General features: G+C 70.1%; 13 protein-coding genes. 6 read left to right on the top strand and 7 right to left on the bottom strand.

The window, feature by feature from the left end; genetic code table 11:
- Positions 1-3 precede the first annotated feature (3 nt).
- Positions 4-1,221: an amidase gene (locus L3Q67_RS00235; RefSeq protein ID WP_499187566.1), complete on the top strand. Its 1,218-nt coding sequence runs from the start codon at positions 4-6 to the stop codon at positions 1,219-1,221.
- Positions 1,222-1,293: 72 nt separating this feature from the next.
- On the opposite strand, the gene L3Q67_RS00230 is transcribed toward L3Q67_RS00235, so the two are convergent.
- On the bottom strand, positions 1,294-3,057 hold the full coding sequence (locus L3Q67_RS00230) for a beta-N-acetylhexosaminidase (protein ID WP_499187565.1): 1,764 nt from the start codon (positions 3,055-3,057) through the stop codon (positions 1,294-1,296).
- A gap of 118 nt (positions 3,058-3,175) precedes the next feature.
- Positions 3,176-3,979 carry a MerR family transcriptional regulator gene (locus tag L3Q67_RS00225; RefSeq protein WP_499187564.1) on the bottom strand — a complete coding sequence of 268 codons (804 nt, stop codon included), beginning with the start codon at positions 3,977-3,979 and terminating at the stop codon, positions 3,176-3,178.
- Between the two features lie 65 nt (positions 3,980-4,044).
- Here L3Q67_RS00225 and L3Q67_RS00220 point away from each other — a divergent pair, with 65 nt between their 5' ends.
- Entirely contained in the window at positions 4,045-5,106 is a 1,062-nt protein-coding gene (locus tag L3Q67_RS00220; protein WP_499187563.1) for a nitronate monooxygenase family protein, read from the top strand.
- A 1-nt stretch (position 5,107) separates the two neighbouring features.
- Here the strand turns inward: L3Q67_RS00220 and L3Q67_RS00215 are convergent, their stop codons facing one another.
- The 3 genes from L3Q67_RS00215 to L3Q67_RS00205 all read right to left on the bottom strand — a co-directional run bounded on the left by L3Q67_RS00215 (position 5,108) and on the right by L3Q67_RS00205 (position 8,760).
- Positions 5,108-6,553, bottom strand: a complete 1,446-nt coding sequence (locus tag L3Q67_RS00215) for an amino acid permease (RefSeq protein WP_499187562.1) — start codon at positions 6,551-6,553, stop codon at positions 5,108-5,110.
- Positions 6,554-6,671: 118 nt separating this feature from the next.
- Positions 6,672-7,685: an alpha/beta fold hydrolase gene (locus L3Q67_RS00210; RefSeq protein WP_499187561.1), complete on the bottom strand. Its 1,014-nt coding sequence runs from the start codon at positions 7,683-7,685 to the stop codon at positions 6,672-6,674.
- Between the two features lie 109 nt (positions 7,686-7,794).
- The gene (locus L3Q67_RS00205) at positions 7,795-8,760 is read right to left on the bottom strand and encodes an MDR/zinc-dependent alcohol dehydrogenase-like family protein (protein WP_499187560.1); all 966 of its coding nucleotides are present in this window, start codon (positions 8,758-8,760) and stop codon (positions 7,795-7,797) included.
- A gap of 57 nt (positions 8,761-8,817) precedes the next feature.
- Here L3Q67_RS00205 and L3Q67_RS00200 point away from each other — a divergent pair, with 57 nt between their 5' ends.
- From L3Q67_RS00200 to L3Q67_RS00185, 4 genes are all read left to right on the top strand, one after another.
- Positions 8,818-8,997, top strand: coding sequence for a hypothetical protein (locus L3Q67_RS00200; protein ID WP_209664931.1), 180 nt, complete (start codon positions 8,818-8,820; stop codon positions 8,995-8,997).
- A gap of 10 nt (positions 8,998-9,007) precedes the next feature.
- Positions 9,008-9,403, top strand: coding sequence for a guanyl-specific ribonuclease (locus tag L3Q67_RS00195; RefSeq protein WP_499187559.1), 396 nt, complete (start codon positions 9,008-9,010; stop codon positions 9,401-9,403).
- Positions 9,400-9,774, top strand: a complete 375-nt coding sequence (locus tag L3Q67_RS00190; protein WP_499187558.1) for a barstar family protein — start codon at positions 9,400-9,402, stop codon at positions 9,772-9,774. Before L3Q67_RS00195 ends, L3Q67_RS00190 begins: the two co-directional genes overlap by 4 nt.
- 280 nt (positions 9,775-10,054) lie before the next feature.
- Positions 10,055-11,257: an IS30 family transposase gene (locus L3Q67_RS00185; RefSeq protein ID WP_499183822.1), complete on the top strand. Its 1,203-nt coding sequence runs from the start codon at positions 10,055-10,057 to the stop codon at positions 11,255-11,257.
- Between the two features lie 78 nt (positions 11,258-11,335).
- On the opposite strand, the gene L3Q67_RS00180 is transcribed toward L3Q67_RS00185, so the two are convergent.
- Together L3Q67_RS00180 and L3Q67_RS00175 are read right to left on the bottom strand one after the other, a co-directional pair.
- A complete protein-coding gene (locus L3Q67_RS00180; protein ID WP_499187557.1) occupies positions 11,336-12,109 on the bottom strand; it encodes a Clp protease/crotonase-like domain-containing protein in 774 nt (257 codons plus the stop codon).
- Positions 12,110-12,167: 58 nt separating this feature from the next.
- Positions 12,168-12,797, bottom strand: coding sequence for a cyclase (locus L3Q67_RS00175; protein WP_499187556.1), 630 nt, complete (start codon positions 12,795-12,797; stop codon positions 12,168-12,170).
- Between the last annotated feature and the right edge of the window lie 37 nt (positions 12,798-12,834).

Below are 12,834 nucleotides of genomic sequence, written 5' to 3'. Positions count from 1 at the left end.
GCCGTGCCGGGGATCGAGGCGCTGGCGCGGGCGGTGCGCGCCGGCGAGGCCGACCCGGCGGAGTTGCTCGAAGACGCGCTGGCGCGGGCGGATGCCGCGGCGGGGCTGAACGCCGTGGTGCACCTGGACCGCGAGGCAGCCGTTCACCGCGAGGGTCCGCTGGCCGGGATTCCGGTGCTGGTCAAGGAGATCATCGAGGTCGCGGGGCTGCCGTTCCGCTGCGGCTCCTCGGTTTTCGCCGACCGCCTGGGTTCCGCGGACGCCGAGGTGGTGGCGCGGGTGCGGGCCGCGGGCGGGGTGGTCGTCGGACTGACGCACAGCCACGAGTTCGCCTACGGCTGCACGGGCACGGTCAACCGCGTGGGACCGTGCCGCAATCCGCACGATCCCGCGCGCATCACCGGAGGTTCGAGTTCGGGGTCCGCGGCGGCGGTGGCGGCCGGGATCGTGCCGTTGGCGCTGGGGACCGACACGGCGGGTTCGATGCGGGTCCCGGCGGCGTTGTGCGGGGTGGTCGGGGCCAAACCGAGCCGCGATCTGCTGCCGACGGACGGGGTGTTCCCGCTTTCGCGGTCGCTGGACCACGTCGGGGTGTTCGCCGGTTCGGTGGCGGACGCGCGGTACGCGGTCGAGGTGCTGGGGCGGGTTTCGCTGCCTTCGTTGAACGGACCGCCGCGGCTCGGGGTGGCTTCGGTGCCTGCTTCTCCGGATGTGGCGGCGATTTTCGACGAGTGCCTGCGGTCGTTCGAGGCGGCGGGAGCTCGGTTGGTCGAGGTCGGATTCGACTGGGACGAGATCAACCGGACCGCGGTGGATCTGCAGGGGCCCGAGGCTTTCGCCGTGCACGCGGAACTGCTGGACGAGCGGTACCAGCCGGATGTGCGGAACCGGTTGCTGGCGGCGGCGGAGGTGCCGGGGTGGCGGTACGTCCGGGCTCAGGAGCGGGCGCGGGAGCTCGTCGCCGACATCGGGCGGGTGCTGGACTGGGTGGACGCGGTGGTCCTGCCGACCGTGCCGATGCGAGCCACGCTCATCGGTGACGACGAGCCCGCCGTGCGGGAACCGTTGCTGCGGAACAACCGGCCGGCGAACCTGAGCGGGTTCCCGGCGCTGAGCCTGCCGATGCCGGTCCACAGTGGACTTCCCGCCGGGCTGCAGGTGCTCGCGGCCGACGACGCCCGAGCCTTCGGGGTTGCGGCTTGGGCCGAGGCGGTGCTGTAGACGGGGATGTCACGAATGTGGCTTTCGAGACGTTCCGAGTCCCGAAAGCCACATTCATGACCTGAGCGAGGATCAGCAGGGGCCGTCGTCGCGCCAGACGCCCCATTCGCCGGTGGTGCCGGGCTCCTCACCTTGCGTCCACCACTTCGCGGTCCACTTGGCGCCGTTGTGCGACACCACGCTCCCGCCGGTGTAGACCGCCGTGGCCGCCCACGCGGGCTGCGCGCACACGCCCGGGTTGCCGCCGGTGTCCCACGGGATCTGCGAGGACTTGTAGAAGTTGATGCCCATCGCCGTCCAGCGCGGGCCCTGGGCGCCGAGCCGCGTGCGGAACTGGTTCCAGTTGTGCGTCGACCACGGTGACCAGCCGAGTTCGGCGTGCGCGGCCAGGCGCGGGAACGCCATGTACTCGATGTGCGCGCTGGTCACGATCGTCTCCGTCCACATCGGAGACTCCACGCCGAGCACCGCCGACTCCGGCACACCGTTGAGGTAGGCGCCCGGGTTCCACTCGTAGGCCGTCTGCACCTCGATGAGCCCGGCCCAGCTCAGCCCGATCGGCGTGGACGAGTTGTACTTCATGTCCAGGTACGCCTTGTTCGCCGGTGACATCAGCACCTTGCTGCCGCGCGCCACCGCGTTCACCACGCCCTGGTCGGCGGTGGTGGTGCCCCAGAACTGCGGGACCGCGGTGCCGGGCAGCGCCACCTTGGCGATGTCGTGCCAGCCCTGCACGATCTTGCCGTTCTGCGCCACCAGCGGCACCACCTTCGACATGAACGTCTGGTAGTCCGCGTCCGAGGTGGCGTGCGCTTCGTCCCCGCCGATGTGGAAGTACGGGCCGGGTGTCAGCGCGGAGACCTCGCGGATCACGTCGGAAACGAACTTGTAGGTGATGTCCTTCGAGATGCACAGCGAGCTGTAGCCGACCTCGATGTCGGTCCGCAGCGGCGGCGCGACCCCGTTGCAGTTCAGCTCGGCGTAGGAGGACAGCGCCGCGTTGGTGTGGCCCGGCATGTCGATCTCGGGCACCACGGTGATGTGCCGCGAAGCCGCGTACGCCACGATCTCGCTGTACTGCGCCTTCGTGTAGAACCCGCCGGGACCGCCGCCGACCTGCGTGCTGCCGCCGTGGGTGGTCAGGTTCGGCCAGCTGTCGATCACGATCCGCCAGCCCTGGTCGTCGGCCAGGTGCAGGTGGAAGTAGTTGATCTTGTACAGGGCCAGCTGGTCGATGTACTTCTTCACCGCGTCGACCGGGTGGAAATGCCTGGCCACGTCCAGCATCGCGCTGCGGTAGGCGAAGCGCGGGTGGTCGGTGATGGTCGCGCCGGGCAGCGTCCACGGCCCGGGTTGCACGCTCGGGCTTTCGATGGCCGCGGGGAACAGCTGGCGCAGGGTCTGCACGCCGCTGAACAACCCGGCCGCGGTGTTCGCGCGCAGCACGACGTTCTGCGCGGACACGGTCAGCTGGTAACCCTGGTCGCCGACGCTGCTCGGCGCGCCGGAGAGCAGCAGCGAGATGCCGTCGGCCGGCGGGGTGGACGGCGCGGTCGTCACCGGCAGCGCGTAGCCGGTCGACTTGCGCAGCACCCCGGCGAGGTAGTCGCCGACCTGGGCCGAGGCCGCGTAGATCTTGGCGTCCGCCGCCAGCGTGTGGGTCACCCCGGCGGCGGGCTGCACCGAAACCGGCACCGGGACCAGGCTGGTCAGTGGTTCGGCCGCCACCGCGGCGGCGGGTTGCAGTGCGGCGAACGAGCCGCCGGCGATGGTCAGTGCGGCGAGGGTGCGGGCCAGCCGCAGCCGTACGCGGGATCTTCCACCGGTTTTCACCATGGGCCTCCTGTAGTCGGATTCTCCCACCGGATCGGGATAGAGGTCTAGACCAATACGGGGTAAAACGGGCCGGTGTTACCGCCGAACGGGTGCGGCGTGGTTGTTGATCAGGCCGCGTTCAGCGCTGCTCCTCGCTGATCGGGATGCCGATGCGGGTGACCAGCTCCTCCGGCGCGGTCCCGGCCGGATCGGTCAAGTAGGTCTCCACCGCCGGGCCCGACGGCTCGTGCCCGTTCTCGTAGATCCAGCTCAGCAACGCGTGGTAGGACAGGGAAAGGTCCTCGTAGGGCCCGATGTGCTTGACCGTCGCCGCGGTGCCCGCGGGCAGCAGTTCCGGCTCGGTCGGCGGCAGTTCCGCGGTGAACGTCTCTTCGTCGACTTCGATGCCCACGGCCATCGGCACCTGCGCGGCGTCCAGATCGAGCGGGTACAGGCCCATCAGCGGCGGTCGCCACGGCACTCCACCGCGCTCGAAGGCGACGGCGAGTTGCGAGACGCAACCTGCGAAGGAGGCGCCGAAGTCGTCGGGATCGGCGCTCGCGCGGACCACCCGCAACCGGCGCTCGGGCACGGGGGTCAGCGTGACCTCCGGACCCCGCAGGCCGCGGGCGAGCAGCTTCTCCGTCGACCGCAACAGGGTCCGGCGGTGCTGGATCTCGGTCTCCAGCCGTTCGCGCTGCGCGTGCAGCGGCCCGGCCAGATCGCCGGAGAGCACCTTCGCGATGTCGGGCAGCGGCATGTCCAGCCGTCGCAGCAGTGAGATGGCCAGCGCGTCGCGGGCCTGGTCCGGCCGGTAGTAGCGGTGGCCGGTGTGCTCGTCGACCTTCGCCGGGGTGAGCAGGCCGAGGTCGCCGTAGTGGCGCAGGCGCTTGACGCTGAGGCGGCAGCGCTGCGCGAAGCGGCCGATCGGGATGAGTTCCACGGGTTCATCGTGGACCCCCGCACAATCGGGAGAACAGGCGCGGCTCGCTGAGTACGCTCGGCCGCATGATCGGTGAACTGCGAGTGCCCGTGCTGGTCGCGCCGATGGCGGGTGGTCCGTCGACGCCGGAACTGATCGCCGCCGCGACCCGGGCCGGGACCTCGGGGTTCCTCGCGGCCGGTTACCTCACCGCGGAGGCGCTGGCCGCGCAGATCGACCGCACCCGCGAGCTCACCGACGCCCCGTTCGGCGTCAACCTGTTCGTGCCGGGTGAGCGCAGCGGCCACGACCTCGCGAGCTACCAGCTGCGGCTGCTCGCCGAGGCGCAGCGGTACGGCGTGGAGCCCGGAGTGCCGGACTGGGACGACGACCACTACGCGGCGAAGCTGGACCTCGTGGTGGCGCAGCGGATCCCGCTGGTTTCGTTCACCTTCGGCAGGCCGTCGGCGGCCGACGTCGAGCGGCTGCACGCGGCGGGCAGCCGGGTGGTGGTCACGGTGACGGGCCCGGCCGAGGCCCGGCTCGCCGCCGAGGTCGGCGCGGATGCGTTGTGCGTCCAGGGTTTCGAGGCGGGCGCGCACCGCGGGTTGTTCACCGACGAGGAAACCGAGGCCGCGGGCGGGGAGACCTACGGCCTGCTCGCCGCGCTGCGGCTGGTCGCGGCCGAAGTGGACCTGCCGCTGATCGCCACCGGCGGCCTGGTGCACGGTGCCGACATCGCCGCCGTGCTCGCCGCGGGCGCGGTCGCCGCCCAGCTGGGCACGGCTTTCCTGCGGGCCGACGAGGCGGGCACCAACGAGACCTACCGCCGGGCACTGGCCGAAGGCGGCCGCCGGACCGCGTTCACCCGCGCCTTCAGCGGACGGCCCGCGCGCGGCCTGGTCAACCGCTTCCTGCTGGAACACTCCGGCCTGGCCCCGGCCGCGTACCCGCAGGTCAACAGCCTGAGCAAGCCGATCCGCGCGGCCGCGGCCAAGGCAGGCGACCCGGAGGCGCTGTCGTTGTGGGCGGGGCAGACCTACTCACTGAGCAGGTCTGCCCCGGCCGCCGAAATCATCGGCACCCTGCACACCGAACTCCGCGCCGCGGTCCACCGGACGCAGAGCTGGCTCTTCGGCCGGGAGTGACCTACTCGCGGCTCGCGTTCTCCTTGCCCAGCACCGAGTTGCGGCGGCTGTAGGCGAAGTAGACCACCAGGCCGATGCCGAACCAGATGGCGAAGCGCAGCCAGGTTTCCGGCTGCAGGAAGGTGATCAGCCAGATCGAGAAGACCACGCCGATGATCGGCACCACCGGCATGCCCGGGGTCTTGAAGCTACGCGGCAGCTCCGGGCGCTTGTACCGCAGCACGATCACCGCGATGCAGACCACCACGAACGCCAGCAGGATGCCGATGTTGGTCAGCTCGGCCGCCTCGGCGATCGGCAGGAAACCGGCGATCAGCGCCGACGCCACGCCCAGCACCCAGGTGATCCGGCTCGGCACCCGCTTCACCGGGTGCGTCTTGGCGAACCACTTCGGCAGCAGGCCGTCGCGGCTCATCGAGAAGCCGACCCGCGCCGCGCCCATCATGAAGGTGAACAACACGGTCAGGATGCCGAGGATGGCACCGGCGGCGATGATCGCGCCCAGCCACTTCATCCCGATCCCGGCGAACGCGCTGGAGAAGGCCGCCTCGCTGTCGATGTCCTTGAAGTTCACCATGCCGGTCAGCACCAGGCAGGCCAGCACGTAGAGCACCATCGAGATGGCCAGCGAGTACATGATCGCCTTGGGCATGTGCTTCTGTGAGTCCTTCGACTCCTCGGCCGCGGTGGACATCGCGTCGTAGCCGAACACCGCGAAGAACACCGTCGCCGCACCGGTGAAGGCACCCGCCCAGCCGAACGGGGCGAACGGGTTGTAGTTGTCGGTGTTGATGTGGAAGGCGCCGACCACGATCACCAGCAGCACGACGCCGACCTTGAGGTAGACCAGCAGCGTCTCGAACCGGGCCGCGTTCTTCATGCCCTGGTTCAGGATGAACGCGATGAGCAGGCACAGCAGCACGGCGAACAGGTTCACCTTGTAGGTGCCCGCGGCCACGCCGTCCGATTCGGTGCCCGGCGCGCCGAGCATCCACTCCGGCAGCGAGACGTTCAGGAAACCGAGCAGGTCGTTGAAGTAGCCGCTGATGCCGATGGCGACCACCGCCACGATCGCGGTGTACTCCAGCAGCAGGTCCCAGCCGATGAACCAGCCGGTGAGCTCACCGAGCACCGCGTAGCCGTAGGTGTAGGCCGACCCGGCGCGCGGGATGAGCCCGGCGAACTCGGCGTAGGAGAACGCGGCCGCCGCGCTGGCGATGCCGGCGATCAGGAACGAGATCAGCACGGCGGGGCCCGCCGTCTTGTTCGCCACCGCGCCTGCCAGGGAGAAGATCCCCGCGCCGATGATGCCGCCGACCCCGATCGCGGTCAGCTGCCGCAGGCCGAGGGTGCGCTGCAGCCCCTCGCTCTCGGCCGCCGGTTCGATCTGGTCGATGGGTTTGCGCCGGAAGATTCCGTTGCCGGAACCACTGTGGCCGACGGTCATGGTTCGCTCCCGTGTTCGTGCTCGTCGCGATGGCCCGGATCGCGGGCCAAGCGGCACCGTACCCGGTGGTGGGAGCGCTGCGCAGTACCGATCGGCGAGTCTGGTGAGGGGACTCGATTCAGCCGGCGGCGGTTTCGGTACCGACCGGACGGCCGGCTCCCGCGGCGGCCCGCCCGCGCTTCGCGTGGGCGGCGCTCGCGGCGAAGTAGGTGATCAGCTCCGCGATGGCGGCCGGATCGTCGAGCTGCGGGCAGTGACCCCAGTCTTCGCGCACCAGGAGCCTGCTGTGGGGCACCAGGCTGTGCAACTGCTTGCCGGAGGCCGCGCTGACCAGCTTGTCCTTGCCGCAGGCGACGACCAGCAACGGGGTGCGCACGTTGTCGAGCTGGTAGGCGGTGGCCAGTTCCTCGACCAGCTGCCTGGCCTGCTCGAGGCGGCCGGTGGTGGAGCGGTAGTCGGGGAACAGGTCGGTGAAGCGGCGGACCTGCGTGACGTCGGCGAGCGCGGCGTCGGCGTAGAGCAGCCGCGGCACGAGCTGCTCGGCGATCGCCTTGACGACGAAGCTGGGCACCGGCAGCGGGAGCGAGGAGTACAGCCGCAGCGGCACCGGGAACCGCGCCACCGTGCGGATGAGCCAGGAGTCGACGAAGCCGGGCGCGGCGATCGACACCACCCCGGCCACCGGCAGGCGCGTGCTTTGCGCGGCCCGCAGGCTGATCGTGCCGCCGAGCGAGTTCCCGGCCAGCACCACCGGGCCGAGCACGGACTGCTCCTTGATCAGCGCGGTGAGGAAGGTGTCCAGTTGCGGCAGCATCGGCCCGGGGCGGAGCGCGTCGGCCTCACCGAAACCCGGTAGATCCACCGCGACCGCGAAGTGGCCCGCGGTCGCAAGTTCTTCCAGTACTGGTCGCCAGGTGTCGGCGCTGTCGCAGTAGCCGTGCAGCAGCACCAGTCTCGGCGCCACGGGACGCGCGGAGCGCCTCGCGGACCGTCGTCGCGGCGTCTCGGCGTCGGGCTGCGGACCGACTTCCAGCACCCGGGTCCGGGCACCCGCGAAGCGGCGATGGGCGACCCGGATCACCGAGTCGTCCTGCACCGTCGCCGGTGGTGCCTCCCGCTGCTGTGCGGTCATGTACTCCAGGGTAAGCACTGTTCAGCGGTTTCCGCTCGCTTTCGTGCGATCACAAACCGATGTCAGGGGTTCCCCTACCGCTGGACGGGTGGTCTTGACCACTGGCTGATCAGGCGGTGAAGACCGTTTTGCCCGCCGTCTCGCCGTCGAGCATCTGCCGGAAGCCGGTGGCCGCCTCGGCGAACGGCAGCTCCGAGCCGACCTGCGGGCGGATCCCGGAAAGCTGCACGTAGTCGAGGAGATCGGTCAGCTCGTCGCGGGTGCCCATGGTGGAGCCGGCGATCCGCAGCTGCAGGAAGAACACCCGCTGCAGTTCCGCGTTCGCGTCCGGGCCACTGGTCGAACCGGAGACCACGATGATGCCGCCCGGCTTCAGCGACTTCACCGAGTGTGACCAGGTGGCCTTGCCGACGGTCTCGAACACCGCGTCCACACGTTCCGGCAGCCGGGCGCCGGATTCGAAGGTCTGGTGCGCGCCGAGCTGCTCGGCCAGCGCGCGCTTCTCCTCGCTGCGGCCGGTGACCCAGACGCGGAACCCGGCCGCGCGGCCGAGCTGGATGAGCGCGGTGGACACGCCGCCGGACGCGCCCTGCACCAGCATCGTCTGCCCGGGGCGCAGCCCGGACTTGACGAAGAGCATGCGGTACGCGGTCAGCCAGGCGGTGCCCATGGTGGCGGCCTCGGTGAAGGACAGTGCTTGGGGCTTGGGCACGGCGTTGCGCGCGGGCACGATCACGTAGTCGGCGAAGGTGCCCTGGTGCTTCTCGGTGAGCAGGGTGCGCTTGGGGTCGAGGGTGTCGTCGCCCTGCCAGCCGGGGGCGTTGATGACCGAATGCAGCACCACCTCGGTGCCGTCGTCGAGCACGCCGGCGCCGTCGCAGCCGAGGATCATCGGGAACTGCTCCGGTTTGATGCCGACCCCGCGCAGGGTCCAGAGGTCGTGCATGTTCAGGCTCGCGGCCTTGACCGCGACCCGGACCCAGCCGTCGGGGACCTCGGGTTCGGGGCGCTCGCCGACAACCAGCGAGTCCAGCGGGTTTTCCGGGTTCGGGGCCTGCGCGTATACGGCGAACATGCCCCGGAACCTACCGGCGCGGGCGTGGCGGAGCCATCGCAGAGTAGTCTTCGACACGTGCTGGAGGGACTGTCGGACTGGTGGGACTCGGTGGAGCTGTGGCTCGCGCAGCTCTGGTTCCCGGTGCAGTTCATCCTGGTCATGGCCGTGTTGCTGCCGTTGTGCGCCGGGCTGGCGTGGCTGATCGACCGGCTGGTCGACCGGGTCTCGCGCTGGCTGTCTTCAGGCCGGTCGTAGTCTTCGGGTCATGTTCAACCGGAGGCGGATCACCGCCGCGTTGATCGGCCTGATCGTGCTCGTGGTCGGCGGCTGGCTGGTGAAGGACTTCGTCGCGGATGACCCGGGTGGTGAGTCCGGGCTGCCGGTGTCGTCGTTGTCGTCGCTGCCGCCGGAGGCATCGGAGACCTGGAAGCTGATCGGCTCGAACGGCCCGTTCCCGTACCCCCGCAACGACGGGGCCGAATTCCAGAACCGCGAACGGCTGCTGCCCGCGCGTGACCCCGGGTACTACCGCGAGTACACGGTGAAGACGCCGGGCAGCGAAGATCGCGGGGCGAGGCGACTGATCACCGGCGCGGCGCGCGAGCTGTACTACACCGGGGACCATTACGCTTCGTTCGTCATCGTGGACCCGAGCAGGTGAGCGCCGTGGAACAACCGGATGCGCGAGCACTGGCGGAGCGCGCCCGCGCTCGCGGTGCCTACGCCCATGTACTACCCGGCCCCGCGCCGGTGACCAAGGCCGCGGCGATGGACGCCATCGCGGCGGCGCTGGACTTCCCGGACTGGTTCGGCCGGAATCTGGACGCTTTGTACGACTGCCTGACGGATCTGTCGTGGTTGCCCGCGGGGGAGCACGTCCTGATCTGGGCGGGGTCGGAGGCGTTCAAAACAGCGGACCCCAAGGCGTATCTGGCGATTCGGGGCGTGCTTTCGGATGCTCAGCGGGCTTTGACGCCGAATGGGGCTAGGCGGGATTCGCGGAGTCTGACGGTTCAGTTGCCTGAGGCTTAGGGTTTGGCGGAGCGCGCCACCCCGGTTTTTTAGTGTGACTACGGCGAAGGCCTCGATGTCAAGGCGGGAAAGATGCCTTGACATCGAGGCCTCCGCCGTGTTTTTGGCTGTGGACCGGGGTGAGGTGGGGTCTGGGTGGCTGCTCCCGTGAGGTGCTCGGGTGGCGGTTGTGGTGGTGGTGGGCTTGGGTGCCGTGAATGTGGCTTTCACGGCGGAATGTGCCGTGAAAGCCACGCGGTGTCTAGCGGTGGTTGCAACTCCTGAGTGAGGAGGGGTTGTGATGGGTCGTCGGTTGTTGCCGGTGGGTGTGGTGGCGGGGTTTTGGGAGGGGGTGCGTGCGGGGTTGTCGGTGCGGGCGGCGTCGCGGGTGGTGGGCGTGTCGCACGAGACAGGGCGGCGGTGGTTCGCTCAGGCTGGTGGGGTGAGCGCGAACGCGAGGATTCCCCGGCCGGGGTCGGGCCGGTTTTTGAGCCTGGCCGAGCGGGAGGAGATCGCGGTGGGGATCGCCCGGGGTGAGTCCAACACGCAGATCGCCGCCCGGCTGGGGCGGGACAAGTCCACCATCGGCCGGGAGATCGACCGCACCGTGGGCCGGGTGCTGGGCACCGAACACGCCGGCACCGATGTGCGAGAACACTACCGGGCCTCGGTCGCGCACGAACTGGCCCGCGAACGCGGCAAACGGCCGAAACCGGCGAAACTGGCCGTGCACCGGCAACTGCGTGAGCAGGTCCAGGCCGGGCTGAACCAGAAATGGTCCCCCGCGCAGATCAGCGCCACCCTGCCCGAGCAGTTCCCCGACGACCCCGGCATGCGCATCAGCCCGGAAGCGATCTACCAATCACTGTTCGTCCAGGCCCGGGGTGCGCTGCGGCGGGAACTGGCCGCCTGTTTGCGCACCGGGCGGGCACTGCGGGTCCCGCGTAACCGGGCCCGCGCCCGCGCGCAAACCTCGAAACTGGGCCACCCGATCCCGATCTCCCAGCGCCCCGCCGAAGCCGCTGACCGCGCAGTACCCGGACACTGGGAAGGCGACCTCATCCTCGGCACAAACAACGCCTCAGCGATCGGGACCCTGGTCGAGCGCTCCACCCGTTTCGTCATCCTGCTGCACCTACCGGATGGTCACAGCGCCGAACAGGTCCGTGACGCGATGATCCCCGCCATCACCGCCCTGCCCCAGCATCTACGCCGCTCGCTGACCTGGGACCGCGGCAACGAAATGGCCCGCCACCCCGACATCACCCTGGCCACCCGGATGCCCATCTACTTCGCCGACCCCTCCAGCCCCTGGCAACGCGGCTCCAACGAGAACACCAACGGCCTGCTGCGCCAGTACTTCCCCAAACACACCAACCTGACGACCCACACCGCCGACGACCTCGCCCACGTCGCCGCCGAACTCAACAACCGCCCACGCCAGACACTGGGCTGGCACACACCAGCCCGATGCCTACGTGAACTACTATCCCAACCAACCTAAGTTGCAACCATCGATTGAGACCACCTGGCTTTGGGGGCCGAATTCGCCCCGAAAGCCACATTCGTGTCCGGGTTGGGGCTACGGGGTGGGGACCCAGGAGGGGGGGCGTTTTTGGGCGAAGGCGGTGATGCCTTCTTGGCCCTCTTCGCTGGCGAAGAAGCTCGTGGACAGCGAGGTCATCTCGGCGAAGCCGTCGGCTGGGGTGGCGGGGCGGGGGCGGCTGAGCAGTTCCTTGGTGGCCGCCAGTGCGCGGGGGCCGCCCAGGGCGAGGGCCCGGACGTAGCCGTCCACGGTGGAGTCCAGGTCGGACGGGTCCACGGCGGCGTTCAGCAGTCCGATCGAAACCGCCCGTGAGGCGTCGAACTTGTCGCCGGTCAGGAAGAGTTCGTGGGCGGCGCGGGCGTTCAGTCGCGGGAGGACGGTGAGGGAGATCACCGCGGGCACCACGCCGATGCGCACCTCGCTGAAGGCGAACGTCGCGTCCTTCACCGCCACGGCGATGTCCGCCGCGGCCACCATGCCGATGCCGCCCGCCCTGGCCGGGCCCGCCAGTTTCGCGACCACCGGCTTCGGGCTGGTCCACAGTTGCTCGAGGATCCGCGGGAACTCGTTCACGCCCTGGTCGCCCGCCCCGGCGCCCCTGGCTTCCTTGAGGTCCATGCCCGCGCAGAACACCGGCCCGGTGTGGTCGAGCACGATCACCCGCACCGCGTCGTCGTCGCGGGCGCGGGTCAGGCCCGCGCTCAGCTCGGCGCGCAGCTGCGCGGACAGCGCGTTGCGGTTGTGCGGTGAGTCCAGGGTGATCGTGGCGGTCCCGCCCGCCACCGCGTAGTGCACCAGTTCTTCAGCCATGGCCCCACCTTCGCACACGCCTGCCGGGAGCGAGACCGCTCCCGGCAGGCGCGACCGGCTAGCCGATCGTGGTGGTGGTGAACACCGGGCTGGGGTTGGGGAAGCAGGCCGTCGGCGCGGTGATGTCGAAGATCTGCGTGACCACCGTGTCGAAGGTCAGGCCCGGGTCGGCGTAGCTGGTGCCGCCGAGCCTGGTCTCGATCGTGCCCGACGCGCCCGCGGTCAGGTTCGCCGTCACCGTGGGCAGTTCGAACGCCGCGCCACCGGCGAGCGGGCCGGGGAAGCTGAGCGTGGCGACACCGTTGGCCACGGTGAGCTTCGGCGGCGTGGAGCCCAGCCCGGAGCCACCGGACAGGGACGCGTCGACGAAGGTCGAGTTGGCCGGGATCGGGATCTTGAGTGCGAAGTTCTTGATGTGCTTGATCTTGTACCCGGCGACGTCGGCGGGCACGGTGTTCGGCGCCGGATCGACGACCACGGTGAGCGCGCCGCCGGGGGCCACGGTCTCCGGCGCGGTCACGTCCGCGGTCTGGTTCAGCGTGGCCTGCTGCGGGCCGACGATCGGTGCGTTCGCCTGGCAGTCGAGGACCACGTCGTGGGCGGCCGCCGAGGCCGGGGTGGCCATCGCGCACAGCGGCACGACGGCGATGGCGGCGGTGGCCAGGGTTTTGCGCAGGGCAGACTTCATCGTCTCCACCTTCGGGGCTGCTGGTGATCGGGGAAGT

Source organism: Saccharothrix sp. AJ9571 (genome assembly GCF_021725495.1).
GTDB classification, from domain to species: Bacteria; Actinomycetota; Actinomycetes; order Mycobacteriales; family Pseudonocardiaceae; genus Amycolatopsis; species Amycolatopsis magusensis.
The sequence above is the reverse complement of the archived record's forward strand: the minus strand, read 5'-3'. Positions and strand labels throughout refer to the sequence as shown.

What these genes read in the sequence shown, in the direction of transcription:
- L3Q67_RS00230 (WP_499187565.1), bottom strand. Translation starts at nt 3,057, where the DNA reads ATGGTGAAAACCGGTGGAAGATCCCGCGTACGGCTGCGGCTGGCCCGC.
- L3Q67_RS00220 (WP_499187563.1), top strand. Translation starts at nt 4,045, where the DNA reads ATGATCGGTGAACTGCGAGTGCCCGTGCTGGTCGCGCCGATGGCGGGT.
- L3Q67_RS00215 (WP_499187562.1), bottom strand. Translation starts at nt 6,553, where the DNA reads ATGACCGTCGGCCACAGTGGTTCCGGCAACGGAATCTTCCGGCGCAAA.
- L3Q67_RS00210 (WP_499187561.1), bottom strand. Translation starts at nt 7,685, where the DNA reads ATGACCGCACAGCAGCGGGAGGCACCACCGGCGACGGTGCAGGACGAC.
- L3Q67_RS00205 (WP_499187560.1), bottom strand. Translation starts at nt 8,760, where the DNA reads ATGTTCGCCGTATACGCGCAGGCCCCGAACCCGGAAAACCCGCTGGAC.
- L3Q67_RS00195 (WP_499187559.1), top strand. Translation starts at nt 9,008, where the DNA reads ATGTTCAACCGGAGGCGGATCACCGCCGCGTTGATCGGCCTGATCGTG.
- L3Q67_RS00185 (WP_499183822.1), top strand. Translation starts at nt 10,055, where the DNA reads ATGGGTCGTCGGTTGTTGCCGGTGGGTGTGGTGGCGGGGTTTTGGGAG.
- L3Q67_RS00180 (WP_499187557.1), bottom strand. Translation starts at nt 12,109, where the DNA reads ATGGCTGAAGAACTGGTGCACTACGCGGTGGCGGGCGGGACCGCCACG.
- L3Q67_RS00175 (WP_499187556.1), bottom strand. Translation starts at nt 12,797, where the DNA reads ATGAAGTCTGCCCTGCGCAAAACCCTGGCCACCGCCGCCATCGCCGTC.